Raw genomic sequence first — 24,101 nt, 5'->3', positions numbered from 1 at the left:
TATGAGACTATTGAATTTATTTAAAATCGCCTTTAAGGCCATTGTTCTCAACAAGATCAGGACCCTACTGACCATGTTGGGCATTATCATAGGGGTAGCGGCCGTAATTGCCATGTTAGCCATTGGTGAGGGTTCAAAAGAAAGTATTCGAAGTACCATTTCGAGCATGGGATCGAATATGATTACCGTTAGACCCGGGGAAGATGACAGAGGGCCCGCAAGAGGAAGTGGTGGCGATGTGCAGACACTGACCCTTAATGACTATGAGGTGATTAAAAAGAAAACCACTTTGTTAAATTACATTACCCCTGTTGTAAATGGAGGCGGACAAGTAATCAACGGGGCCAACAACTGGCCATCTACCATTTATGGTGTATATCCCGAATACCTGGACATTAAAGTAGTAGGCCTTCAAAGTGGAAGCATGTTTACCGATGCCGAAGTTCAATCAGCTTCGAAGGTTGTTTTATTAGGCCAGACGGTTGTAGATAATATATTCCCTGATGGTGAAGACCCTATTGGTAAACTAGTCCGTTTCAATAGTATACCGTTCAAAGTTATCGGGGTGTTGGAAGAAAAAGGGGAAAATACCTTTGGCCAAGACCAGGATGATGTGGTCATAGCACCTTTTTCCACGGTCCAAAAACGTATTTTGGCCATCGATTATTTAAACCAGATCATGGCATCGGCAACAAGTGAAAACGACGCTCCTGAAGCCGTGACGCAAGTTACCGAAATTTTACGTGAGCAACACAAACTTCTGGATAACGAAGATGATGATTTTACGGTACGTTCTATGGAAGAATTGATTTCAACATTCAGTTCTACCAGTGAAATGTTGACCGTACTTTTGGTTGCCGTTGCAGGAATTTCTTTATTGATCGGTGGTATAGGCATCATGAATATCATGTATGTTTCGGTAAAAGAACGTACCAAGGAGATCGGTTTAAGAATGGCTGTAGGTGGCAAAGGTTCCGATATATTGATGCAATTTTTGATAGAAGCAATATTAATTAGTATCACTGGTGGAATTATCGGTGTAACCTTAGGCCTTGGTTCTACAATATTTATTGAGAAATTCTTACATTGGCCAACAAGTGTTGCCTTGTACTCGATTATCATATCATTTGCAGTTTGTGCCATCACAGGAATATTCTTTGGCTGGTACCCTGCAAGAAAAGCAGCTGCTTTGGATCCGATCACGGCATTACGATATGAGTAAATAAGAAAAGATGGAATTGAACCGTAAAAAATACTTATTCCCCGTACTTCATGTTCTGGCATGGTTGATTCTGTTCAGCATGCCCTACTTGCTGTCCCAAGGTCAAAATCAGATTTCACAGGTCGTGACCAGGACACTCATACATACTTGGGTACCTTTATTTTTCTATGCGTTCATTTTCTACGTTAATTACCTCCTTCTAATTAATAAGTTCCTATTTGAGAAAAAGACCATACTTTTCTTTCTTATCAATTTGATCCTGATCGGTACTTTTGTTTGGGCAAACCATGAACTCAAAGGATATCTTACCCAATCATTCGTAATAACCGACAATCCTGAAAACAAACCTCCAAGAAAGATTTTCTGGTATCTTGATTTTTTCGCGTCCCTTGTACCCTTGGCATTTTCAATCGCTTTAAAAACAACGGAAAGATGGTTGAAGACCGAGGCTGAACAAAAAGAAGCAAAGAATGTTAAACTACAGTCCGAGATCCAACATTTAAAGTACCAATTACAACCGCATTTCTTTTTCAATGCTCTCAATAATATTTATTCGTTGGTAGATTACCAGCCCGAAACGGCAAAAAAGACCATTCATAGTTTGGGTAAATTAATGCGTTACCTTTTGTATGATACCGAGACCGAAAAGGTCCCCCTACGGAAAGAAATAGATTTCATGACCCAATACATTGAGCTCATGAAGCTCCGATATAGTGATAAGATCAAAATATCGCACGACTTTCCGAATGATTTGCCAAATATTGAGGTTGTACCATTGCTTTTCATCACTTTGGTAGAGAATGCATTTAAACATGGCGTATCCGCAAGCAAATCGTCAGATTTATCATTTGGGCTGAAAGTTGACGGAACCAAATTGACCTTTACGGCATCGAATCCCAATACCCCTAAGAGCACAAGTGACAAAAGTGGTTCCGGAATTGGTCTGGAAAATTTGGAAAAACGATTACAACTACTATATCCCAATAAACATCATTTCGATTATAAGGTTATAGATGGTATCTTTACGGCCATCCTAACCTTAGAAATCTGAAATAGATGAAACCTATACAAATTAGCTGTATTGTTGTAGATGATGAACCCATGGCTTTACAACTGATAGAAGGGTATGTTCTGAAAACCCCCTTTTTGGTTCTTAAAAAAAAATGTGACAGTGCCATAGAAGCTTTAAGCTTTATGGAAAATGAACCAGTTGACCTCGTTTTTCTTGACATACAGATGCCTGATCTTACTGGTATTGGACTTTCTAAATTAATTCCTAAAAGTACCCGGGTCATTTTCACAACCGCTTTTTCAGAATATGCCTTGGAAGGTTATAAGGTAGAAGCTTTGGATTATTTATTGAAACCTTTTGATTATGCCGAATTTTTATCGGCAGCTACAAAAGCCAAAGAATGGTTTTCCTTGATAAAAGCAAAAAAGCAAATGCCCACCATCAGCGAAAAAAAGTTCCTTTTCGTAAAGTCCGATTATAAACAATTGAAGATAAATCTAGATGATGTCCTGTATTTTGAGGGCCTTAAGGACTATATTAAAATATGGCTTAAAAACCAACCTAGGCCCGTATTGACCTTAATGAGCCTAAAAAGTCTACAAGAAGTACTTCCGCCCGATAAATTCATGCGTATTCACCGCTCATTTATCGTTGCGTTAGAAGCTGTGGATGTTATTGAACGAAGTCAGATTATTATCCGGGAACAACGAATAACCGTTTCGGAAAATTACAAACCGGATTTCTTGGCCTATATCTCTAAAAACAGCTTGGATTAATTTTCAACCCTCAAGACTTTTATATAGAATAGACCTCTATAACCCCAAATCTTCTTTAATATGCCCAACATTAAGATTTTGCAGTAATGTTACAATGTTAGGGTACATTTTTTCATGATATCCGAAATAACCATATCTAAGTTCCTCAATGGCCTTTTCCTTGGTCCAATCTTCAAATATTATTCTATATGCGGCAATTACCGCCCCTGTTCTATCTGAACCATGCCAACAATGAATCAATACGGGACTTTCTGCTACCTGAATGGCCTTTAAAGCCATGATAATTTGATCCTCGGTAAGTTTACCCGCTTTCAAAGGTAAATTCACCAGTTGTAGTTCGGTGCCATCGGCCTTTCTCCTGTTTTTATCCCACCTTCTAAGATTAATTACGGTTTTAACATCCAAGGCCTCAAGATCTTTAAACCCCTTTTTACTTGGCTGTTCCGATCTATACAATGAATCGTTCAAACGATAAAGGTTTTCAAAATTCCCGGAAGAGATCTTTTGAAACTTTTCCTGTTGTGCAGATAAAGCTAAACCTATAAAGAAAAATATATAGACCACCCACCTCCTACACACAACCTTTTTAAAATCACCGTACCACATAAAATGTCCTGCTATATTAGCCCGAAATAATTTACGGACAACCGGATGAAAAAATTCATCCAATGATTAAAAATACAAAATCAAAAAGTAGGAATGTGGTCGTTCTACACCTATCCCTACTTTTTAATATTACTGGTAAAAAGTCTTTTACACTTTTAATCCTCAACGATACCCACGACCTCATAGGCCCTGGTACCATCTACTTGTACCCTTTCGTACAAAACGCCATTGGCTTCATATAGCAATTGCCCATCGTACTCAACTTTCTCATACTCATCGGGCAACTCATAAATAATGGTTCCTAACTCAGGATACACCACTTCATATTCATCACCGATCTGGTCGTAATAAATACCGTCGAAATAGAAATAGTTTCTTCCCGCAAACACGATTGTTCTATAACCATTGGGTAAAAACCCTATTCGTAGACCTACCTTGGGGGCAACAGCTATATATCGCCCATTGTAGGATCTATAAAACCTGTTGTTGGCATAATAATAATTAACGCCCCTTGGGGAAACGACCACCCTCTTATTGGGAATAGACCTTGTTGCGACTACTTTTGCCCTTGGTTTCTTATAAATTACCTTAGATCTTGGTACTCTTACTACTTTAGTGGTAGTCGTTCTTTTTGTTGCGGTTCTTTTCTGCGCATTCACTTCATTCGTAAAAGTCATTGTCAGTAACAAACCTAACATCATTATAACTACTTTTTTCATAATAATGGATTTTTTAATTGTTATCTATATTTTGTCTTTTGATGTTTTTTAAAACAAATGGTTTAGTACCCTGCTCCGAATTAACACAATTTTAAAAGACATGGATCACCTAAGAAACAGCACTAATTGATCTTTCTTTTTTGAAACCATAGATCTGCCAAACTTAAATTCAAGGTAAGCATATGATAGTTTTCCTTAACGAGTATATTTTGAATCTGTCCTTTTGAGCCGTAACTGTACGAAAGGTTCAACATAGACCTAAGCCCCTGACCTATGGGCAATCCTATACCTGCGGTAATATTGTAACCGTCCACTTTCGTTCCATTAATTGCAAGGTATCCATTATCATAATTAAAACCGGCCCTATATCTAATTCGTTGGCCATATTTATAACTCTTAGGGTCTTTAATATATTCTAGACCAATGGAATAGATATCCTGGTCTTCATAGGTGCCCAGGTTTTCCTCTTGTCCGGTTTCACTCCAATAGTTCTTTTTGTAATCCCCACTTACAGTCAATGATTCCATGAATTTTGCACTGAAACCTATACCGACTTCCAAAGGCATATCAAAATCATCGGTTGAACTACTATCGTCATCCTCAACGGTAATTTCAGAACCATCCAAATACTTGACCACTGAACGCTTAACATTACCTTCAAGGCTTGTTGGTAATTGTATTGTACTACCAATGGTGATATTATCGGTTATGTCGAACTGCATTCCTAATCCCATTCGAATACCGGAATAATTTGTTTCCTCTACTGTACTTAAAGCACTTTGACTAATTACAAATGATTCTTCTTCCTCTATACTCCCGAATAAAAAGGAAGTACTTAATCCAAACCTTAAGTTATCCAATACCGCGTAACCAATATTTACCCTAAGGTCACTTAGTCCACCAACTCCGGAAACATTACTTTCAAAAGTTTCGTTAGAACCTTCGATGTTCGTTTCGAGCCCTACCAAATAGTAACCAACATCGCTATAGGGCACCATGGAAATACCTACCCCCAATCCTTTGGCTACACGGAATGCAACTGCCAAATTGGAAAAGTTGAAGGTGGTTTTCGATTCGTCTTCAGTTGAATTACTGTAACTATTATACTCCCCTTTTAAACCTATATCATAGTAAAAGGAGTTTTGTGGTATCAATGCGTAATTGGCGGCATTCAGGTTATTGATCTGTGAATCTGTCTTTATACCTATCCCGGTAAACCCTAAACCATTGGTAAAACCAATACTTGTTTGATTAATGACCCCTAACCCATATAAAGAATAAGGAGAGCTGGTTAACCCTTCGGATTGGGCCGAGATGGAATTTAATGCCAAAAGGATGACAACGATTGTAATAAGTTTGGTTTTATTCATTTTCATCATAAATGGCATATATTAGTTCTAGTTGTGTACCTTCATTCTCATAATCCGCATCCAGTACAAACCGGTCTAAGGTAGAATTGTAATTCGAAGGCAGTAAGATCAAAGCATCGGACGATTCCTCATCGGTTTCCAATAAATCTTCCAAATAACTACTTAATGACACTTCGTAATAGATATCGTTGAATTCTTCATTGTTCTTGTTTAAAATAGCATATAACCCAAGGTCTCCCAACAGGTCATTGTTTTGGTCAACAACGTAAACCGAAAGGGTATCCCTCAAAATCAAATTATCATTATAAGAACTTTCTTTAGGCTTTATTCTTAAAGTAGCACCAAGTAAAGTCCCCTGGCCCTCGATATCACCTACAGATTTTAAATAGGGAAACTCTATACGTGTGGTAACACCCATACCTGACTGCACAAAACTTTGGTCCTCCGAATCCTCACTATAGAGATTCACCTCATTATCTGTTAATACCGATAGATATTCATTGGGTCCATCGGCAGATATCTGATTAAAAAAAGGAATGGGGGAACTACTGGTGTTAATCGTAAAATCGGTATAATACTCTTCTACATCGGTTTCACCCGAAATACTGTAGTAAAGACGCATATCGGAGGATAGTGAAAAACCGAGAATCGTACCGTTAATACTATCATCGGGTCGTATGGTCAACCCATGAAAATAGTTAACGAACTCATCGTAATCGGTCAAGGTTTGATCCTGGAGCTTATCGAATAATTCCGAACCAAAAGCATCACTTAACCTTACCGCTAAGGAATCTTTTTCCAAAGGCCTGGGAACAAAGGTCAATGAACCAAGATCTTCCTCATCGAAACCAATGATGCTCGAATTATAGAAATCCGAATCGTCAGCAGGTTGAAGTTCCTCGATCAAGGGTTTTATATGTACGGTATTCTGTACCAAGGTATCGTTGTAATAGTAATTGTCGTACCTAAGTATAAAAACGATACTATCGTATACCGCATCCTCATCAATACTATAGGAAGACGGCACCATTTCAATGAAACTTGAACTTTTCATGTTTCCGAAAATAGGGTCATTGTATTTACCTACCAACATTCGAGAACCTTGAGAGGTAATTATACTGTCGAACTTCATGGTAGACAATCTGGTGGTTAGGGTATCTATTTGTAGTACACGTATATTGCTTTCGGTAAAGGTTTCACTTACAACAAAATCGGAATCGTTCAACATATCATCGCTACACGAAACGCATAACACGAGACAACAAACTATACCAAGTATATTCTTCATAAAAATTTGATTTGACCATAAAAGTATATGCTATGTATATAGTCGGAAACCACAATAGACGAAACCCGATAGTTACAAGACGAACTAGGCGATTTTACCTATTAACCATGGGACCAAATTGGTAGATGAAATTACAGGTTTCATATGTTAAATAGCCAACTTCATCTATTTCAGTTTCAAGCCTAACAGTCGTAGGTTAGTTTTGAATAAAATTTAAAATGAAGCCAAAGGCAAAACAAAAAGACATTATGAAAGAATTACTACAATACCACTTTAAACATATAGCCATAATGGGCGTTGTACTTTTTACATTATCGAGTTGTTCTAGTGATGACGATGAATATGAAGGTAACTGGATAGAAAGATCGGTTTTTGATGGCAGCGCCCGAAGTGGTGTATCCGGTTTTACTATCGGTAATATAGGCTATATGGGAACCGGATATGACGGTGATGATTACCTTACCTCTTTTTGGGCCTATGATATGGATGGTGATTATTGGTCTCAAAAAGCCGATTTCCCCGGAAGCGCCAGAAATGCCGGTGTAGGTTTTCAAATAAACGGAACTGGATATATTGGTTCGGGCTATGACGGATTGGATGAACTTGATGATTTTTATGCTTACGACCCAAGTTCGAACACATGGACACAGATCGCCTCTACCCCTGCAAGCCCAAGACGAAGTGCGATAGCCTTTGGAATTAACGGTTATGGATATTTCGGAACCGGTTACGATGGTGACAACGACCGTAAGGATTTTTGGAAATATGACCCTAGCACCGACACATGGTCCGAAATGGTAGGTTTTGGCGGGGACAAGAGAAGGTCTGCCACAACTTTTATCTTAAATGACCTTGTTTATCTTGGAACAGGGGTTTCCAATGGTTCATACCCTGATGATTTTTGGGTATTTGACCCTAGTACTGAAACATGGACCGAGAAATTGCCATTGGATGAAGAAGATGATTATAGTATTGCAAGAAGTAATGCCGTAGGGTTCACGATCAATGGATATGGTTATATCGCCTGTGGTACTTCAGGAGGTACTTTGACCTCTGTTTGGCAATACGACCCAAGTGATGATACTTGGGATGATAGGACAAGTTTGGAGGGCACCTCTAGACAAGACCCAATAGCCTTTTCCAATGGATCACGGGCAGTTGTAGGCCTTGGTCGTACCAGTAGCCTTTATTTAGACGATATATATGAGTTATTTCCGTTTGATGAATATGACGATGAAGATTAAGTTAATAATTGATTGTTGAATTAGTTGAGTAATGGGGCGGTATTTTTCATAAGTACCGCCCCATTTAATAAATGTATATAGATGAAAATATCACTGAAAAAAATATTGATTCTAGTTGGTCTTGGTGTCTTAATTCTAGGCGGCCTTTACTACTTCTACAATGGTAACCAGAATAAACCCTTGCATTCAGAGGTTTTCAAAGTTGGAAACGGATTTGGTTATCGTATATTAGACCACAAAAGGATCTTGATCCAACAAGGAAGTATTCCGGCAATACAAGGAAGTCAAGTCTTCACCTCGGCAGAAGACGCCAAAAAAACGGCCGATTTGGTTATCGATAAATTATTGAACGGCGAAGATCCTAGATTATCGGTTTCAGATATTAAGGGATTACATATTGATATCCCTTCTGACAAAATAAAAAATGAATGATCCTTTATAAAAAGAACATACCACAAATATTGGTTCACCTATTTTTATGGTGCGCCCTTTATGGTCTGCTTTTATATCCCTTCTTTTCACTCTCACAACCCGTACCCGGAGGTATGTGGTTAAAAATGATTACAGCAACATTACTGTTCTATTTAAATTATTTCATTCTAGTGCCCCAACTTCTGTTAAACGGAAGAAAAATAATATATCTTGTAGTTTCCATAGCGCTTATTGGCATAATTTCCTATGTAATGCATAAGTTCTTCCGTCCTCCGGAAATGAACCAATTCGCCAATCCCCTTCATCGTATGGAACCTCATCAAAATGACCTTCTGGCTTTTCGTTTTCCCTTGATACCCGTTGTAAATTTCGGTGTTCCTTTTTTATTCTCAACAATGTTAAGGGTTTATGTTGGCTGGCAAAAAAATGAAAGCCTAAGAAAATCAATAGAAAAAGAAAAGGTAGAGTCAGAACTGCAATTTTTCAAGGCGCAATTGAATCCGCATTTTCTGTTCAATTCCCTCAATACGATCTATTCCTTGTCGGTAAAAAAATCGAACGACACTTCTGAGGCTATAATCAACCTATCGGAATTAATGCGTTATATGCTGTATGAGGCCGATAAGGGCAACGTACCGATCAGCAAGGAAATTGAATACATTAGAAGCTATGTAGCCTTACAGCGCCTACGACTTGCCAATAATGAAAATGTACACCTGAAAGTTTCAGGTGACGACAGCAACATAAAAATACCGCCCCTCCTCTTTATTTCCTTTATCGAAAACGCCTTTAAATATGGCACGGATTATAATGGAAAAACAATGATCAAAATAAACTTTTTGATTCAAGATAAGTCTATACACTTTAATATTGTGAACAGTATAGGCAACCAAAAGCCAAAAACTAAAAGTAGTGGTCTGGGTCTCGAAAATGTAAAGAACAGACTTAAATACCTCTACCCCAATTCACATGAATTACGAATAGCCGATGATGGGGAAATCTATGAAGTTGATCTAATAATAAATCTCTGAAACCATGAACTGTATAATTATCGATGACGAGCCCTTGGCAATTGAAGTATTGTCCGGCTATTGCAAAAAATTAGGCTTCCTTGAGGAGGTTGGTAGTTATACCAATCCTTTGGATGCCATTTCGGTTATTAAAGAAAAACAGGTGGATCTTATTTTCTGTGATATAGAAATGCCACAGATAAGCGGACTCGAATTCATTAGCGCTTTGGAAAATCGCCCTTATTTCATTTTTACGACAGCCTATTCACAATATGCTGTTGAAGGTTTTGAGTTGAATGCCACGGATTATCTGGTAAAACCCATTCCGTACCACCGGTTCATAAAAGCCGTATCCAGGGTAAAGGAGCTTATGTCCCTAAAAGAACAACCGGTCATGGCCAATGTTTTTCCTTCTAACGGGGAAACTACCGAAAACCAAAAATTCATTTTCGTAAAATCAGAACATGAAAGTGTAAAGATCAACCTTGATGACATTCAATACATCCAAGGTTTAAAGGATTATCTCAAAATACATATCGTAGACTCCAACAAGACTATTTTGACTCTGTTAAGTTTTAAAGAACTGATGGATAAACTGCCCCCGAACCAATTTATCCGCGTTCATAAATCATTTGTGGTCAATGTGAATTTCATACGTACTGTTCAACGTAACCGCATCGTAATCGACGATATACGCATACCCATCGGTGATAGCCATAAAGCGCAGTTCTTTTCTATTTTGGGCATTTAATGGGAGTAAACCATAGGCTCAACATTTAGGGATCCGAATAGAATTCCGTTTCCAATGAAAAATCCTCTATTCGAGATTACTTTTCATATACCAATGATTTTCAATGGTATCGGCTAAAGCAGTACAAGCAATTTATAACCTAAGGTGATGTCCCCTGACTTAAACAGAAATGAACATCTACTTAGAAAACTACCGCTTATTCCTCCTTTTTTTATTTTGGATCTTATCACCCCGTTTTTGTGGTTTTTTGTACTTCTTTTTTAATTTTCGTTCATAGCTTTTTACCCCTCCTTTTTCTTTACTGTTCTTGGCCGATTTGCTATGAAAGGCAGCCCCACTTTCAATACCGTGATCCTTATCGGTTCCGTCTTCTGGACCTATCGGTTTTAATTCTTCCTCAGGGGTAAGTTGGGTACTTACCGCCACTTCCTTTGGTAATTCAATGAACGGTATTTTGTATTTCATCAAACTCTCAATCGCATCCTTTAGGGATTCTTCCTTTTCATTATAGAGAAGAATGGACCTCCCTTGTTCCCCGGCCCTTCCTGTCCTTCCAATTCTATGTATATAATTTTCAGGATAAAATGGCGTATCAAAACTGATTACGGTACTTATCTTTTCTATATCGATCCCACGGGCGATTACATCGGTCGCTATCAGGATCCTGCTCGTTCCTTTTTCGAATTTTTCTATTGATTTGGTACGATGGTTTTGTTCCTTGCTTGCATGGATAACCGAAACTTCCGATTCAAAATCCAGTACTTCAAATAGTCTATCGGCAATTATCTTGGTCGCGACGAAAATCAATACTTTACTGTATTCATCTTTATCTTGCAATAGATGGTTTAGTAAATTCGCCTTGGTATAAAAATTAGGTACGGCATAGGCTTCCTGACTAATAGTCTTCAAAGGGGTGCCACTGACAGCGATGGTTTTCTTATTTGGGTTAACCAAAAAATCGTTCATCAATTCATCAACATAGGTCGTCATCGTAGCAGAGAATAATATGTTCTGACGTTTTTTCGGTAAGTATTCAAAAATGTTCTTTAACTGGGTTTTATAACCAAAATCCAACATAATATCGACCTCATCAATAACAAGTTTTTTTATTGATTTTAATCTTAAGACATTGGAAAGGGCTAGGTCGTACAACCTTCTGGGAGTACCGACAACGATATCCTGTCCTTCGGCAACAGCCCTTTTTTGGCGGTTAATATTATTACTGCCACCATAAACCCCTACTACCCTAACACTCATGTAAACCGACAATTCCTCTATTTGTTCAACTATTTGAATGACCAGCTCCCTTGTAGGCGCTAATATCAATACCCTAGGGTGAGTTTGATCGGAAAAATTCAAATCCTGTAAAATCGGTAGTAAGTAGGCAATTGTTTTCCCGGTTCCGGTCTGTGCGATTCCCACAAAATCGGAGCCACCCAAAATAGTGCTATAGGACGCCTCCTGAATGGGTGTTGGCTCCTCAAACCCTAAACCGGCCAAGGCCTTTTTTAATTGTTTTTTGATTTTATAATCTTCGAAATTGTCCATTTTGTAAAGTAATCAAGAAAAATCGTACTAAAGGTGCTTTTGCACGAAATAAACGTAAAAGTCTCATTTTGGGGGCAATAAATTCGAAAAACCGAAAAATTTGACCCAACAGCACTTTCGAGGATTTTGACCAAACCCCTAAGTTAAATTTTAGGATTTATATGAATAAAGGGGATTATGGTTTAGCCATATAAGTTTTCACCCAATCCTGTAGAGCCTTTCCATGAACGTTCTTAGCAAGGACAACCCCTTTTTCATCCAGGATAAAATTGGCCGGTATGGTATTAATACGTATTCTTTTTAAGAAAGGGGTTTCGTCACCTTTTAAATCCGATGCCTGTAACCAACGATCTGCACCGTCACGTTCTACGGCACGTTTCCATCCTGACTCGTTGCTCTCCAATCCGTAGGCGATAATCTGCAATCCCTTGTCATGGTATTGGTTCCAAATAGGGACCAAAACCTCGCGATTTTCCAATCTACAGGGAGCACACCAAGATGCCCATAAGTCTACAATCGTAAGTTTGTGGCCCAATTGGTCTTTGAGTAAAAGTGTATCCTTTGTTATCATGGGTAACTGTAAATCTGGAAATTCATCCCCAACCAATACGGGTAAATTGGAGGGTTCACTTTGTTTACAAAGTTGTTCTACCCACGGGTGTCCGGGTTGTTCTTTTTTCCATGTTCGGCATTGGTCCACCAAGAATTCAGGTACACGTTCATAATCATCTTCGGGGCTCACCAAACGTAACGCTACCAATGCAGGAATAAGATCCCTTGCACTATCGGCGTACTTCATCAGTTCTTTCCTATATTGTAAAACAGCATGTTCTTTATCCATCAATTGTTTCCCATCCTCTACATGCCATTGTTTACCTTCCAGATAGGTCTTATAAGCCTTAAGGTTTACATCCCTAAGTCTTATCAGAGCCCTATTGATTTCTGAAGGGTTTTCAATTACAAAGCTTTTCTGGAATTCATCAAAGCTGGCCGTGATTTTAAGAGGTTCTCCCGATTGCCATAATACAGGCATGAAGTTTGACCTGGTAGGGTCATCGGTATTTAAATAATTAGGGAACTTCCCGGGTTGTTGTATGGCCATTTCCAACAATACGGGCTCTTCATCTTCTGGCAAGTTCTCAAATTCAAATGTACCATCAGGATTTACCACTGCCGAATCTATGACCTTACCAAAATAGGAAGCAGCGACCTCCCGTAGGTTATTGGGTTGAATAAGATAAATCTTCGCGTCCCCTTCTGGAACGCCTTCCAATTTCCCTGATATATACGATGGGGAATTACAAGCCATTAAAGTATAGGCCAAGATTATAAGGCCAGCAATGTTCTTAATAGGGTCGGTTCTCATTTTTGTTCGATTAACACCCACAAAGGTATAAGGTTACGACTCCCCTTTTGGTATTTAAATTAACAAATTATAGAAATTTAAAAAGATGGGACTTGGACATAACCTCTATTTTCTTCCACCGAAAATACAATATACCGAACAATGAAACAATTAGCACATAACCAACCAAAACCTCATTTAGAACAATTCTCCAAATGCCCTTTTTATCAATCAAAAATATTGTCTTTGATAGCACTGGATCCATTCCAAGGCCTAAAATAGATCAATCCGCCTGTTTGCCCCATGATAGCGAATAGATCGTCGATATCATCTGGGGTGTATTGGGATTTATGACAACTTGATGCTTCCTTTCCCAATTTCAAATTTTGCGCATCAAAAGGTATTCTATAAGTAAGAAATCTCTTTTGTGTAGTTTTCAGATTATCATTCATCCACTTGACCAAATCCGTTTTCAAATCCAGCCCCTTGTCCACAGCCTCATTGGGAAAGCCATAATAAAGGAGTTGTTGCAAGGACTCGGATGCTTTCCTCTGAAAAACTTCGGTAACGATATTACTGACAATACGATGGTCCGGATGTCCATATTGCCCTCCGGGTCCAAAGGTAATTACAACATCGGGCTGGTATTTTGTAAACAAGCTATCGATTTTGTCATCCAACGTATAGATGTTTTCCTTTAGTGCTAAATCGCCATCCATATAATTCAAAAAAATCGGGGGAGCAATACCCAAGTTTTTTGTAACGCACAAGGCCTCTTTTGATCGCACCTTAGCCAGTGCATCCCCCGCAGGGATATTGGCATGTGGGGTTGCTCCCTTAGAACCGTCTGTTACAATGACCGAGTGGATAGTTACATCTTCGTTGGCATATTTTGACAGAATGGGAGAAATAACGATCTCGTCATCCGGATGGGCAAATATGACCATTAAGGACTTATCCTTATTACTTGCCAACCCGATCTCCTGTTCTGTGCCGTTTTGCTCCTTGCAGGAAAACAACAAAAGAATAGCAGTAAAAATTAATAAAGGCTTTTTCAATTTATCGATTTTTGATTGCGTTATTTTCACTAATAACCTTAGGTTCAATAGGAATCTGAACGTATTCATGGTTGGTTTTTACGCAAAGACCAAGTTAACACATAAAGTTAAAAATAGTGTTCCGGAACAAGGGTTTTTCCCGAGGAAAATCATGAGTGGCGAACGATACAGGAGGTGGTATATAAGGGATGATTTACAAAATCAATCATTTATAATTATTTCTGAAAAGGCTTTCCATTTTTCCTGATTCCCGTTTATTTCATAAGATTTGGATTTTTTAAATAGGGTAGTGACCCCACCGACCATTGCCCCTACAGTTCCTCCAAAAAGAGTCCCAATCGCTGCACCTTCTCCGGCGTTATATGCAAATAATGCGGCATCTGGATCTGCGGTAGCCGCACCTATGATTGCCATTGCCCCTGCACCGACCGATGCCCCAATAAGCATATTGTTCCCACCTGAACGTTTCGTCTTAATAGACCCGATATTACTGACCGGAATTTCCACAGGTTCCCCGTTCCGGCTCAATATTAGGGATGTTTTCAACATAGAAAGCATTTTCCCTTTTCCTATCTTTTTGCCTTCCATATCAAATACCCGCAGATAAATATTTGTGTTTTCCGAAGCACTTTGTGCATATGTATGACTACTTAAAACCAACATAATGACAAAAATCAGATTTTTCATAATGTGCAATTTAAATTTAGGGTATGACGTATTACGTACAATGCCAACCTATCAAACATATGGGGGAAGAATGTGCTTTACTTTTGCATGCCACAAAAAAGAACATGTACTTAAATATAACCAATTATTCCCTTTACCCCTTCACAAACCATACAGTTTAACAAAACAGCGAAAGGTTATCAAAGGTTGGGGAACTACGCCCTAAATCGTATGGGAAAAATTATAGGGTAGCGTTTTCTTTCAGCGTTACCCTTTTATTGGAAGCATCGAGTTCTATTTCGATACCCACGGGCAATGTGCATAAATTATTGTCGTGACCAAATGGAAAATCATATAAAATAGGAATGTTCAAGTCTAACAACCGATCTTTCAATGTCTCTATCAAGCTCAGAGAAACATCGCCTTCCCCTGGATTACAATCGGCAAATTCACCCAAAATGATACCACTCGCCTTTTTAAGGTTATTCGCTTGCCGAAGTTGGGTCAACATTCTATCGACCTTGCGTGGTTTTTCTCCAACATCCTCAATAAAAACTATTTTATCCTTAAAGTCGTTATCATAACCCGTTCCGGCCAAGGCAGCCAACAAACTAAGGTTACCGCCGATTAATTTTCCGGTTGCCTTCCCTTCAGCAAGGGTTATCGTTTTTTCGGTACCGTCAATGCTATGGCCCGCCCCTCCATCGAACACGATCGCATTGACATGTTCTTTATTAAAATCGGTAAAATCCCAGGCGCCGATAGGGCCATGAAGACCAACCAATCCGGTTTTACGGTATATGGCGTTCAATAAGGCCGTAATATCACTAAAACCGATCAAGATTTTCGGGTTTTCCTTAACCAAGCCATAATCGATAAGAGGTAACAACCTATTGCAACCATCACCTCCCCGAACACACCAAATGGCCTTTGTGTCTGTGTCCCGAAAGGCATTGTGCAGGTCTGCAAGCCTTTGTGCATCGGTCCCGGCCATATAGCCTCTTTTGGCCCTAACATTTTTCGCGAGTTTTACTTTAAGCCCTAAAGCCTCAAGATTCTTTACTGATAATTCTATCTTTTCGTCATTCACCGGACCTCCTGGGGCGATTAAGGTTACGGTATCGCCTTTAGTAAGTCTTTCAGGTTTGATCGTTTTCTCTTTTCTATCTGTATTTGTTGTATTGGCTTTAAGATTGGAAGTAGCAAAAATGGCCGTTGTGCCTATTGCAATGCTTTTGATAAAGGGTCTTCTTTTCATGAGGATATATTTTGAAACCGGTTAACCTAAAAAATGATTCAAGTAAACAAAAAAATATGGATTTACCATAATGAACTGGACTCGGGTTTTAATAGGCTACGATTTATTCCGATTGAAATGGGGTATTAGTAAATTTTATTTCCTTCGTTTCCGTGTTAAAGATACCATACAGACTATCATTACTTTCTTTTGCGTGGTTGAATTTTATTTGAATCTCATTCCCTTTGCCCACCCATTGAATGCTGCTCAATCCTAGTTCCGTTATTCTTGTCAAGTTCTTACCGTTCAATTCTGACATATATAAATTAGGACGGTCATTTTCATTGATAAATCCATCATTGTTAGTGTCCATTTCTGATAAAGAATAGAGAACTTTTTTTGGACCTAAGCCCTCTTTAGTTGGCCCGACGAACATCCATGAAATATATCCATTTTTTGGAAGAAGTTTTCCAATAAAATTACACTCGTTATCAAAAAAAAGGATATTTATTGTATTGTCAACCACCATGTCATTATCATACATGGTATAACTTTTGTCTATTTGAACTTCAAATTCCATATTCACTGTAAATGGAGAATAAAAATAATTTGAAAACGGCACTTTGAGTGGATCGGACTGTTTACCACTCCATATTTTTGGTGGACTTAAGACAATATCTTTAACTTGTGGCTTTTTTGAATAATCCGTTGAAGATATGATCCAATAAATCATTAAGATACTTGTAACACTAATGATGGAAATTAAGAAAGTTAATTCCTTTCTACGTTTTACTTTTGAATCTTGTTTTATTTGATTGACAGCTTGCTCAACTTGTTCTTTTGGAAACTCTTTAAATATCGCTTTATTATGCTTGTCAGTTCCGCTATAGATGGTTTCTCTATTATCTCCTTTAAATTTTAGCCGGTTAGATGCGCGTAAAGACCTGTTTTGCCCTAAACGCTTAATCATGTCTAAAATATGTCCGGCAGAACTCAAATTTCTAAATGTTTAACCACAATTATATGTTGCTACAAGTTACTACAATTCCCTTTTAGAAGTAATCCGTTCTTAAAATTTTCGACTCCGAAAACCCATAAAAAACATCCCGCTTCCTTTCTTTTTTTAGCAGGCCTCAATTTTCCACGGCAACAATTTGTCGTATTGCGTCAATCGAATCCAGCATGTCGGGGGATATTTGCAGTAAGAAAATCGAGTATTAACCTTTAAAAATTATCATATGAACGACAATGGAAATACATTATTGGGCGTCTTGGCCGGAACAGCAATAGGAGCCGCATTAGGAATTCTTTTTGCTCCCGACAAAGGCTCGGTAACACGAAAAAGAATAGCGGAACAAGCGGAAGCCACTAGGGATTCTATCGCGGAATCTACCATGGATCTTAGGGACAAAGCAGCCAGTACGGTGGCCTCTAAACGCGAGACCCTAGACCACCAATTGGAAAACATCGTCTCAGACGTAAGCCATAAGACCGAGGATGTCATTACCACCTTGGAAAAAAAATTGGCAGACCTTAAAACAAAGAACAAAAAATTACAGAAAACATCGTAATGGGTATTATCGAAGCATTGGACAACACCAGTACTGCCGCCGTGGATAAAGGAGAGGCCTATATAAAGACCACCAAGAAATACTACGAACTTAAAGTATTTCAGCAACTGGCGCTCCTTTCGGTTACAGGGTGCAAACTGGCCGTCTATTTTGGCCTTTGCATCTTGGGCCTCATCTTCTTAGCGGTTGCAGGCGCATCGGCGATCGGTGATTATTTTGATAACGCAGCCTTAGGATACCTCGTAGTCTCCGTAGTGTTCTTTGCCCTAATCGGTATAATTTACTTGGCAAGGAAACGAATTGAAAAATTGATAATCGTTAAACTCTCAGAAAACTTTTTTGACTAATGGACAAAAGACCCTACAACTCCTTAAAGGAAATTAAATTGGAACTCCAAACTTTGAATCTAGAGCGAAAAATACAAATGGAAGAGTTGAAGCTGACCAAACATCAGATCAAAGAAGACCTGCAACCGATCAATTGGATCGCGACCCTATTCAAGGGGGTGAAAAAATACGGAGCCCTATTACTACTGAAAAAGATGTTGCGCTGAATATAGATTACCAATTGCCGGAATGCCCATGAATATGGGATAATGTCATCCTACTATTAAAAAAAATACTTCATAATAAAACAAACAAATACAACCCATGAATTTAAAAATAGGTGAAGCCTGGAAAAAAATGATCGACCGTATTGAAGGATGGGTAGACCAATTGATAATTAATCTACCGAATATCATCATCGCGATCATGGTGTTCATTATGGCCATAATCCTATCTAAATATATTAGCAAACTAACGCTCAAATTATTGGGCAAAAGCAAATTACAACCTTCTATGAGGCAGGTTATATCGAGGTTGGTTTCGGTATTCGTAATTTTATTGGGGCTGTTTTTGATTTTGGGAATCCTGGATCTGAGCAAAACCTTGAACACCATCCTTACCGGTGCCGGAGTGGCCGGGTTAGCAGTGGGACTAGCTTTACAAGGTGCTTTGGCAAACACCTATTCCGGAATCGTCTTATCCTATATAAAACACTTGAAATTCGGGGATTGGATACAAACCAACAACTACTCTGGTGAAATCGTGGATATTGACCTTCGCTCGGTGACCATTAAGGAAATCGATAACAATCTGGTCTATATTCCCAATAAATTGGTATTGGAAAACCCCATTAAGAACTTTTCCTCCACCGCACAATCCAGGGTTATACTAGAGTGTGGTGTGGGCTATTCCTCAGACCTTGAATTTGTTCGGGAACTTGTTATCAAAACAATAGTTGAAAATTTTGAGGCGGTTGAGACCACGAATGAGGTTATTTTCCTGTATACCGGATTTGGTGACAGTTCCATCAACTTTCAAACACGGTTTTGGATCAATTCCACCTCCGGACTTGAAGTCCTTAAGGCGAAGACTAATGCCATTATCGCAATTAAGAAGGCTTTTGATGCCAACGATATAAACATACCTTTCCCCATTCGCACTTTGGATTTCCCTAAACCTATTGAAATCACGGCCGAATAAAGGGTTAAAATCCTTCATTTCTTCTTTCTTCCTGGATAACGGAACAAGAAGAAGTTAATTGAAAAAGAATCTTAATACTATAGTCACATTACCAGAACAAGACTATAACAATGGCAAACCAAAGATGTTACATAGGACCCATCTCAAAAAATACCTTGATAATCTAAAAAAACAAAATATGAGTACTTACACAGAAACTATTTCAGAAAAACTGAACGATCTTTTAGAAAAATTAAACGATGCCGAAAAAGGATATAAAAAAGCGGCAGAAAACACGAACCATCCATTGCTTAAACCTTATTTTCAAAAAAGGAGTAAAGAGCGCCATGATTTTGGCCTTACCTTAAAATCAGAAATAGAGCAATTCGGGGAAGATGCCGAAAATAGCGGAAGTATCACCGGAGCCATACACCGGGCGTGGATGGACACTAAGGCCTTCTTTTCTACAGACGATGCCGAAGCCATGCTAGAAGAATCGATACGTGGCGAAAAAGCGGCTGTATCCGATTACAAGGAAGTTTTGGAAGACACCAGCTTACCGCCTACCACGGCCATATTGCTTAGAAAACAATTGAGTCAGATCATCTTTGACCTGAACAATATTAAAACCTTGGAGGATTTAAGTTAAGATTCCCCCGCGAATAAAGAAAAAGGATGCCTGTTGGCATCCTTTTTTTATGCAAAACATCCACCCAAGCCATCCTTTTCACCTTTTTGAACTGTATCTGGTGTTTTGATATTACGTTTATTACCTTATAATTGCGGAAAATATTATATTTTTTATTTCTTTACGGGTATTCGAGGTCAAAAGCCCCCTATTGATCAGAAACCGGAAATTGCAACAAATAAAGCTCGGAGCATTATGGAAATTGAAATGAAATATCGTTGAGCTATGACACTGAATATAAAATTCGACTACCATACGATCTGTAAGACCATTCTAAAAGAGCAATTGGATAAATTGGGCGTAGCATATACCATACATTCCTTAGGTGAGATAAAGTTCAGCGACAACCTTAGCGCCGACCATAAAAACGAACTTCGGAAGGCTTTGGAAAAATACGGTATTGAAATATTGGACAACCCCCAAAATGTCCTAGTACAACGAATCAAAGACGCCATCACCACGTTGGTAAACGATAGTGACAAGGCTGGAAAATATAACATATCTACCTATTTATCAGAGACCTTGAACTATTCTTACGCACACTTATCCTCCGTTTTTTCGGAGGTAACCCATTCCTCGATTGAGAATTTCATCATCCTTAAAAAAATCGATGTGGTAAAGCATTTGATTATGGATAAAAACCTTACCTTGACCGAAATTGCGCATAGGTTAAATTACAGCAGTGTAGCCCATCTGTCCGCACAATTCAAAAAAACAACTGGTCTAACCCCTTCATCTTTTCAGAGAATAATAAAAAAACGGAAAGAAAAGGGAATTACACCATAATCATGCATTGCTAAAATGGCGTTGAACAAAATGAACATAGTGTTGGCCGATGACGATGCCGATGACAGAATGCTTTTTGAAGAGGCTATTAACGAAATAGAAATAAAGACCGAACTTTCCCTTTTTCCCGATGGAAAACAATTGATGGATTATCTTGGCCATCCAAGTACCAAACTTCCTGAGATCATTTTTTTAGATTTGAACATGCCGGTTAAAAACGGTATGCAGTGTTTACAGGAAATTCGCCAGCACAAAGCACTTTCACACCTTTGCGTTGCTATTTACTCAACCTCATCCTCAGAACAGGATATTGAGGAAACTTTTATAAATGGTGCCAATATTTATATCAATAAGCCGAATAGTTTCGGGGCATTGAAAAAAGCCGTGGACAAAGTACTACGATTAAATTGGCAATACCATACTTCTGCCTTGAACAGGGATAATTTTCTACTTCGCCTATAAACCTTATCCTTAATTATAGAATCACATCAATTTTTAACGCTAAAGATTAAATCCTTACCCCGATTGCTTTTGATGAAAGACAATGTTTACCAGAAGCCCCTAACATTACGTAACTTAGCAGTTAAGGTATCGAATCATTAAAAATACATCAAGGTTTGGGCAAGTCATCCAAAGTTTTCATTGCACTCTTAATTTTTTCCGTGGCCATTCTTACGTTCATCGGGAGCACTACGTATCGCCAAATAATTCAATTGGGGGAATCTTCCGAAATGGTAGCCCGCACCCTTGATCTTGAGAATGAGATAAACACCTTGTTCTCCCAATACACGGCAATGCAGTCCATGGCATACGAGACCAACCTTCGTAAAACCCCTCTTGCCGAAGGTTATCTTGATAATCAAAAAGACAGTATTGCGAACACTTTTGAGCGATTGACCGAATTAACTTCCGCAAGCCCGATCAACCAACAAAACCTTCAAAAGGTAAAAGTGATCCAAACAGAACTGTACGACCTTCTACCTAAAATAACATACTCCCCGGACAACCTCAGCATAGAAAGTTCACTCGTGAACGATTTTAGTAAAAGGATGAAAGAACTGAGAAAGGTTAAAATGATGATGTTGAATGAAGAAGAACTCTTATTGAAAAAACATAAGGAAACATACGAATCAAATGCCTTCCTTACCCCTTTAATGTCTCTTTTATTAGGGATTTTCGCCCTATGCATCTTTTTAATCGCGTTTTGGCGACTAAACAATGAACGTAAAGAAACCCAAAGAACACAGAATTTTTTGGAGAGTATTTTGGAGACTTCAAAAAATGTCATCAGTTATTTTGAGCCTGTTCGTGATCAATCGGGCAAGATCATTGATTTTAATATGGCCTATCATCATAAGAACATAAAAGATGTGTTAGAGAAATCAACACGCCCAAGAGATACCGAATTGTTATCAAAAGCTTTCCCCCAACATTTTGAAAATGGTGTTTTTGAGCATTTTGTTACATGTATAGAAAAAGACGAGAACCAAAATTTTGAAAAACAGTACGATTTTGGGGATAAAAGGTTTTGGTACGATACCACTACAACAAAACTGAACAAGGGTATATTGATCACCTCACGCGATACCACAGCGGAAAAGATCGCTCTGGACAACCTATCCATTTCAAAAAAACTTCTAGAAAAACGAAACCTTGAGTTAATGGAGAACCGTGCCTTTTTGGGTAACATCTTAAAAAGTATATCCAATGTGGTGATGCACTTAAAATCTGTACGTGATGACAAAGGGGCCATCATAGATTTTGAGCTTTTGTTCGTAAATGATGCCATTAACAATGTTACAGGGGACATTCCTGTTGAAATAAAACATAAGAAGGCATCGGAAATATTCCCCACTATCTTCAAGAACAAGGTCTTTGAAAATCTGGTCGCCTGTATCGAGAAAGGGGAACAGGTAGATTATGAGACCCATTTTGAAAAAGACGGAACGACCAAGTGGTTCCAAGCAACCGCAAGGAAGTTGAATGATGGGGTTACCGTAACTACCCGGGACATTACAGAAGAAAAATCCAAATCGGAACGACTACAGTTTTTGAACGATCAACTATCCGTTCAGAACTCCATATTCAAAGATGCGGAAGGTGTGGCGGACATCGGTAGTTATGTCTGGTATCTAGACACGGGAGAAGCGTTAATTTCCGATAATTTTTATCGTATTCTTGGCCACGAACCCGATTCGTTCAAAGTTACTTTTAAAGGGTATCGAGATTTTGTTCATCCCGATGACCTGGAAGCTTATGATCGGTTAGGTTCGGAAACCACCGAAAAAGGATCTTCCAATGTGCATTCGTACAGGATCATCGCCAAAGATGGCAAGGTTAAGCATTTGTCATTGAACGGAAGAAGTACCCAGCGAATGGGAAGACCGGTATCGCTCGGTGTAGTCCAGGATGTTACCCAGAATATTTTGGCCGAACAGGAATTAAGGAACAAAAACGAGGCATTGGAACGGTCCAATGCAGAATTACAATCGTTCAACCGAGTGGCCAGCCATGACCTTCAAGAACCCATGCGTAAAATACAATTGTTCGTTTCACGCATTTCAGAAGCTGAACAAGACCGCCTCTCGGAAAAAGGAAAGATCTATTTTGAAAAAGTGAGCAAGGCCGCAAACCGCATGCAAACACTGATTAAGTACTTATTGGCCTATTCCCGTCTTAACAAAACCAAGGACGAATTTAAAAAAGTATCCTTAAATGATATAGCCAATGAAGTACTCGCCGATCTTGAAGAACGCATTAACGAAACCGGGGTGCAAATAAATGTGAACCAGCTTCCAAGGATAAATGCCATACCTTTTCAAATGGATCAACTATTGAACAACCTTATATCAAATGCCATAAAATACCGAAGCACATCAGAACCTGCGAAGATATTGATCGACTGTAAAAAAATACCACGAAATAAAATTCGGGAAGACTTTGATAAGAAAAGCAAAAACTACTACAAACTTTCAGTGACCGACAACGGGATTGGTTTTGACAATGCACATGCCGAAAAAATATTCGGGCTTTTTGAGCGCTTACATCAACGTGATGAATACTCGGGTACGGGAATAGGGCTGGCCATTTGCAAAAAAATCGCAGAAAACCACGATGGTTATATCGGTGCTACTAGTGAATTGGGCAAAGGAACTACTTTTCGCGTGTATCTGCCTGCATGAAACCGGTGCAATTCATATAAAACAACACTCCACCTACCTCTATTGACTTTTATAAGCCTCCTTATATTGCCCCTTAAACAGGCCT

The 24,101-nt window shown here is 38.7% G+C and carries 25 protein-coding genes; 15 read left to right on the top strand and 10 right to left on the bottom strand.

Features of this window, described 5'->3' with window-relative positions:
* The first annotated feature begins 1 nt into the window (after position 1).
* Genes GJ691_RS10020 through GJ691_RS10010 form a run of 3 tightly spaced genes read left to right on the top strand, consistent with a single transcriptional unit; the run spans position 2 to position 3,010 of the window.
* A complete protein-coding gene (locus tag GJ691_RS10020) occupies positions 2–1,222 on the top strand; it encodes an ABC transporter permease (protein ID WP_154366448.1) in 1,221 nt (406 codons plus the stop codon).
* A 10-nt stretch (positions 1,223–1,232) separates the two neighbouring features.
* Positions 1,233–2,273, top strand: a complete 1,041-nt coding sequence (locus GJ691_RS10015) for a sensor histidine kinase (RefSeq protein WP_154366447.1) — start codon at positions 1,233–1,235, stop codon at positions 2,271–2,273.
* A gap of 5 nt (positions 2,274–2,278) precedes the next feature.
* Complete coding sequence (locus GJ691_RS10010) at positions 2,279–3,010, top strand: LytR/AlgR family response regulator transcription factor (protein ID WP_154366445.1); 732 nt, start codon at positions 2,279–2,281, stop codon at positions 3,008–3,010.
* A 36-nt stretch (positions 3,011–3,046) separates the two neighbouring features.
* On the opposite strand, the gene GJ691_RS10005 is transcribed toward GJ691_RS10010, so the two are convergent.
* The 4 genes from GJ691_RS10005 to GJ691_RS09990 all read right to left on the bottom strand — a co-directional run bounded on the left by GJ691_RS10005 (position 3,047) and on the right by GJ691_RS09990 (position 6,993).
* On the bottom strand, positions 3,047–3,478 hold the full coding sequence (locus tag GJ691_RS10005; protein ID WP_179955082.1) for a fused DSP-PTPase phosphatase/NAD kinase-like protein: 432 nt from the start codon (positions 3,476–3,478) through the stop codon (positions 3,047–3,049).
* 293 nt (positions 3,479–3,771) lie between these two features.
* Positions 3,772–4,335: a DUF6515 family protein gene (locus GJ691_RS10000; RefSeq protein ID WP_154366441.1), complete on the bottom strand. Its 564-nt coding sequence runs from the start codon at positions 4,333–4,335 to the stop codon at positions 3,772–3,774.
* Positions 4,336–4,457: 122 nt separating this feature from the next.
* Entirely contained in the window at positions 4,458–5,714 is a 1,257-nt protein-coding gene (gene bamG / locus GJ691_RS09995) for a BamG family beta-barrel-assembly machinery protein (protein ID WP_154366439.1), read from the bottom strand.
* Positions 5,698–6,993: a DUF4270 family protein gene (locus GJ691_RS09990; protein ID WP_154366436.1), complete on the bottom strand. Its 1,296-nt coding sequence runs from the start codon at positions 6,991–6,993 to the stop codon at positions 5,698–5,700. Before GJ691_RS09990 ends, bamG begins: the two co-directional genes overlap by 17 nt.
* 248 nt (positions 6,994–7,241) lie before the next feature.
* On the opposite strand from GJ691_RS09990, the gene GJ691_RS09985 reads away from it, so the two are divergent.
* The 4 genes from GJ691_RS09985 to GJ691_RS09970 all read left to right on the top strand — a co-directional run bounded on the left by GJ691_RS09985 (position 7,242) and on the right by GJ691_RS09970 (position 10,430).
* Complete coding sequence (locus GJ691_RS09985) at positions 7,242–8,237, top strand: Kelch repeat-containing protein (RefSeq protein ID WP_154366434.1); 996 nt, start codon at positions 7,242–7,244, stop codon at positions 8,235–8,237.
* Between the two features lie 81 nt (positions 8,238–8,318).
* Positions 8,319–8,669 carry a DUF4907 domain-containing protein gene (locus tag GJ691_RS09980; RefSeq protein WP_154366432.1) on the top strand — a complete coding sequence of 117 codons (351 nt, stop codon included), beginning with the start codon at positions 8,319–8,321 and terminating at the stop codon, positions 8,667–8,669.
* Positions 8,666–9,700: a sensor histidine kinase gene (locus GJ691_RS09975; RefSeq protein WP_154366430.1), complete on the top strand. Its 1,035-nt coding sequence runs from the start codon at positions 8,666–8,668 to the stop codon at positions 9,698–9,700. Before GJ691_RS09980 ends, GJ691_RS09975 begins: the two co-directional genes overlap by 4 nt.
* Positions 9,701–9,704: 4 nt before the next feature.
* Positions 9,705–10,430, top strand: a complete 726-nt coding sequence (locus GJ691_RS09970) for a LytR/AlgR family response regulator transcription factor (RefSeq protein ID WP_154366428.1) — start codon at positions 9,705–9,707, stop codon at positions 10,428–10,430.
* A gap of 189 nt (positions 10,431–10,619) precedes the next feature.
* Here the strand turns inward: GJ691_RS09970 and GJ691_RS09965 are convergent, their stop codons facing one another.
* From GJ691_RS09965 to GJ691_RS09940, 6 genes are all read right to left on the bottom strand, one after another.
* Positions 10,620–11,978 carry a DEAD/DEAH box helicase gene (locus tag GJ691_RS09965; protein WP_154366426.1) on the bottom strand — a complete coding sequence of 453 codons (1,359 nt, stop codon included), beginning with the start codon at positions 11,976–11,978 and terminating at the stop codon, positions 10,620–10,622.
* A gap of 175 nt (positions 11,979–12,153) precedes the next feature.
* Complete coding sequence (locus GJ691_RS09960; RefSeq protein ID WP_154366424.1) at positions 12,154–13,344, bottom strand: TlpA family protein disulfide reductase; 1,191 nt, start codon at positions 13,342–13,344, stop codon at positions 12,154–12,156.
* 206 nt (positions 13,345–13,550) lie between these two features.
* Positions 13,551–14,450 (bottom strand): PIG-L deacetylase family protein, encoded by a 900-nt coding sequence (locus GJ691_RS09955; protein WP_154366422.1) that lies wholly within the window; start codon positions 14,448–14,450, stop codon positions 13,551–13,553.
* A gap of 132 nt (positions 14,451–14,582) precedes the next feature.
* Positions 14,583–15,068 (bottom strand): hypothetical protein, encoded by a 486-nt coding sequence (locus GJ691_RS09950; protein WP_154366420.1) that lies wholly within the window; start codon positions 15,066–15,068, stop codon positions 14,583–14,585.
* Between the two features lie 220 nt (positions 15,069–15,288).
* Positions 15,289–16,305: a S66 peptidase family protein gene (locus GJ691_RS09945; RefSeq protein WP_154366418.1), complete on the bottom strand. Its 1,017-nt coding sequence runs from the start codon at positions 16,303–16,305 to the stop codon at positions 15,289–15,291.
* A 103-nt stretch (positions 16,306–16,408) separates the two neighbouring features.
* Positions 16,409–17,281: a hypothetical protein gene (locus GJ691_RS09940; protein WP_154366416.1), complete on the bottom strand. Its 873-nt coding sequence runs from the start codon at positions 17,279–17,281 to the stop codon at positions 16,409–16,411.
* Between the two features lie 241 nt (positions 17,282–17,522).
* On the opposite strand from GJ691_RS09940, the gene GJ691_RS09935 reads away from it, so the two are divergent.
* From GJ691_RS09935 to GJ691_RS09900, 8 genes are all read left to right on the top strand, one after another.
* Positions 17,523–17,855 (top strand): YtxH domain-containing protein, encoded by a 333-nt coding sequence (locus tag GJ691_RS09935; protein ID WP_154366414.1) that lies wholly within the window; start codon positions 17,523–17,525, stop codon positions 17,853–17,855.
* A complete protein-coding gene (locus tag GJ691_RS09930) occupies positions 17,855–18,202 on the top strand; it encodes a hypothetical protein (RefSeq protein WP_154366412.1) in 348 nt (115 codons plus the stop codon). Before GJ691_RS09935 ends, GJ691_RS09930 begins: the two co-directional genes overlap by 1 nt.
* A complete protein-coding gene (locus GJ691_RS09925; RefSeq protein WP_154366410.1) occupies positions 18,202–18,408 on the top strand; it encodes a DUF6327 family protein in 207 nt (68 codons plus the stop codon). Before GJ691_RS09930 ends, GJ691_RS09925 begins: the two co-directional genes overlap by 1 nt.
* 97 nt (positions 18,409–18,505) lie before the next feature.
* On the top strand, positions 18,506–19,381 hold the full coding sequence (locus GJ691_RS09920) for a mechanosensitive ion channel family protein (RefSeq protein ID WP_154366408.1): 876 nt from the start codon (positions 18,506–18,508) through the stop codon (positions 19,379–19,381).
* Positions 19,382–19,559: 178 nt separating this feature from the next.
* On the top strand, positions 19,560–20,009 hold the full coding sequence (locus tag GJ691_RS09915; protein ID WP_154366405.1) for a ferritin-like domain-containing protein: 450 nt from the start codon (positions 19,560–19,562) through the stop codon (positions 20,007–20,009).
* A gap of 264 nt (positions 20,010–20,273) precedes the next feature.
* Positions 20,274–20,834 carry a helix-turn-helix domain-containing protein gene (locus GJ691_RS09910; RefSeq protein ID WP_154366403.1) on the top strand — a complete coding sequence of 187 codons (561 nt, stop codon included), beginning with the start codon at positions 20,274–20,276 and terminating at the stop codon, positions 20,832–20,834.
* A 15-nt stretch (positions 20,835–20,849) separates the two neighbouring features.
* Positions 20,850–21,296: a response regulator gene (locus tag GJ691_RS09905; RefSeq protein WP_154366401.1), complete on the top strand. Its 447-nt coding sequence runs from the start codon at positions 20,850–20,852 to the stop codon at positions 21,294–21,296.
* 155 nt (positions 21,297–21,451) lie between these two features.
* A complete protein-coding gene (locus GJ691_RS09900) occupies positions 21,452–24,016 on the top strand; it encodes an ATP-binding protein (RefSeq protein ID WP_154366398.1) in 2,565 nt (854 codons plus the stop codon).
* Positions 24,017–24,101 lie beyond the last annotated feature (85 nt).

It is taken from the genome of Maribacter luteus, assembly GCF_009674825.1.
Taxonomy (GTDB): domain Bacteria; phylum Bacteroidota; class Bacteroidia; order Flavobacteriales; family Flavobacteriaceae; genus Maribacter_A; species Maribacter_A luteus.
This window is presented reverse-complemented; position numbering and strand designations above follow the sequence as displayed.

What these genes read in the sequence shown, in the direction of transcription:
- GJ691_RS10020 (WP_154366448.1), top strand. Translation starts at nt 2, where the DNA reads ATGAGACTATTGAATTTATTTAAAATCGCCTTTAAGGCCATTGTTCTC.
- GJ691_RS10015 (WP_154366447.1), top strand. Translation starts at nt 1,233, where the DNA reads ATGGAATTGAACCGTAAAAAATACTTATTCCCCGTACTTCATGTTCTG.
- GJ691_RS10010 (WP_154366445.1), top strand. Translation starts at nt 2,279, where the DNA reads ATGAAACCTATACAAATTAGCTGTATTGTTGTAGATGATGAACCCATG.
- GJ691_RS10000 (WP_154366441.1), bottom strand. Translation starts at nt 4,335, where the DNA reads ATGAAAAAAGTAGTTATAATGATGTTAGGTTTGTTACTGACAATGACT.
- bamG (WP_154366439.1), bottom strand. Translation starts at nt 5,714, where the DNA reads ATGATGAAAATGAATAAAACCAAACTTATTACAATCGTTGTCATCCTT.
- GJ691_RS09990 (WP_154366436.1), bottom strand. Translation starts at nt 6,993, where the DNA reads ATGAAGAATATACTTGGTATAGTTTGTTGTCTCGTGTTATGCGTTTCG.
- GJ691_RS09985 (WP_154366434.1), top strand. Translation starts at nt 7,242, where the DNA reads ATGAAAGAATTACTACAATACCACTTTAAACATATAGCCATAATGGGC.
- GJ691_RS09980 (WP_154366432.1), top strand. Translation starts at nt 8,319, where the DNA reads ATGAAAATATCACTGAAAAAAATATTGATTCTAGTTGGTCTTGGTGTC.
- GJ691_RS09975 (WP_154366430.1), top strand. Translation starts at nt 8,666, where the DNA reads ATGATCCTTTATAAAAAGAACATACCACAAATATTGGTTCACCTATTT.
- GJ691_RS09970 (WP_154366428.1), top strand. Translation starts at nt 9,705, where the DNA reads ATGAACTGTATAATTATCGATGACGAGCCCTTGGCAATTGAAGTATTG.
- GJ691_RS09965 (WP_154366426.1), bottom strand. Translation starts at nt 11,978, where the DNA reads ATGGACAATTTCGAAGATTATAAAATCAAAAAACAATTAAAAAAGGCC.
- GJ691_RS09960 (WP_154366424.1), bottom strand. Translation starts at nt 13,344, where the DNA reads ATGAGAACCGACCCTATTAAGAACATTGCTGGCCTTATAATCTTGGCC.
- GJ691_RS09955 (WP_154366422.1), bottom strand. Translation starts at nt 14,450, where the DNA reads ATGAATACGTTCAGATTCCTATTGAACCTAAGGTTATTAGTGAAAATA.
- GJ691_RS09950 (WP_154366420.1), bottom strand. Translation starts at nt 15,068, where the DNA reads ATGAAAAATCTGATTTTTGTCATTATGTTGGTTTTAAGTAGTCATACA.
- GJ691_RS09945 (WP_154366418.1), bottom strand. Translation starts at nt 16,305, where the DNA reads ATGAAAAGAAGACCCTTTATCAAAAGCATTGCAATAGGCACAACGGCC.
- GJ691_RS09935 (WP_154366414.1), top strand. Translation starts at nt 17,523, where the DNA reads ATGAACGACAATGGAAATACATTATTGGGCGTCTTGGCCGGAACAGCA.
- GJ691_RS09930 (WP_154366412.1), top strand. Translation starts at nt 17,855, where the DNA reads ATGGGTATTATCGAAGCATTGGACAACACCAGTACTGCCGCCGTGGAT.
- GJ691_RS09925 (WP_154366410.1), top strand. Translation starts at nt 18,202, where the DNA reads ATGGACAAAAGACCCTACAACTCCTTAAAGGAAATTAAATTGGAACTC.
- GJ691_RS09920 (WP_154366408.1), top strand. Translation starts at nt 18,506, where the DNA reads ATGAATTTAAAAATAGGTGAAGCCTGGAAAAAAATGATCGACCGTATT.
- GJ691_RS09915 (WP_154366405.1), top strand. Translation starts at nt 19,560, where the DNA reads ATGAGTACTTACACAGAAACTATTTCAGAAAAACTGAACGATCTTTTA.
- GJ691_RS09910 (WP_154366403.1), top strand. Translation starts at nt 20,274, where the DNA reads ATGACACTGAATATAAAATTCGACTACCATACGATCTGTAAGACCATT.
- GJ691_RS09905 (WP_154366401.1), top strand. Translation starts at nt 20,850, where the DNA reads ATGGCGTTGAACAAAATGAACATAGTGTTGGCCGATGACGATGCCGAT.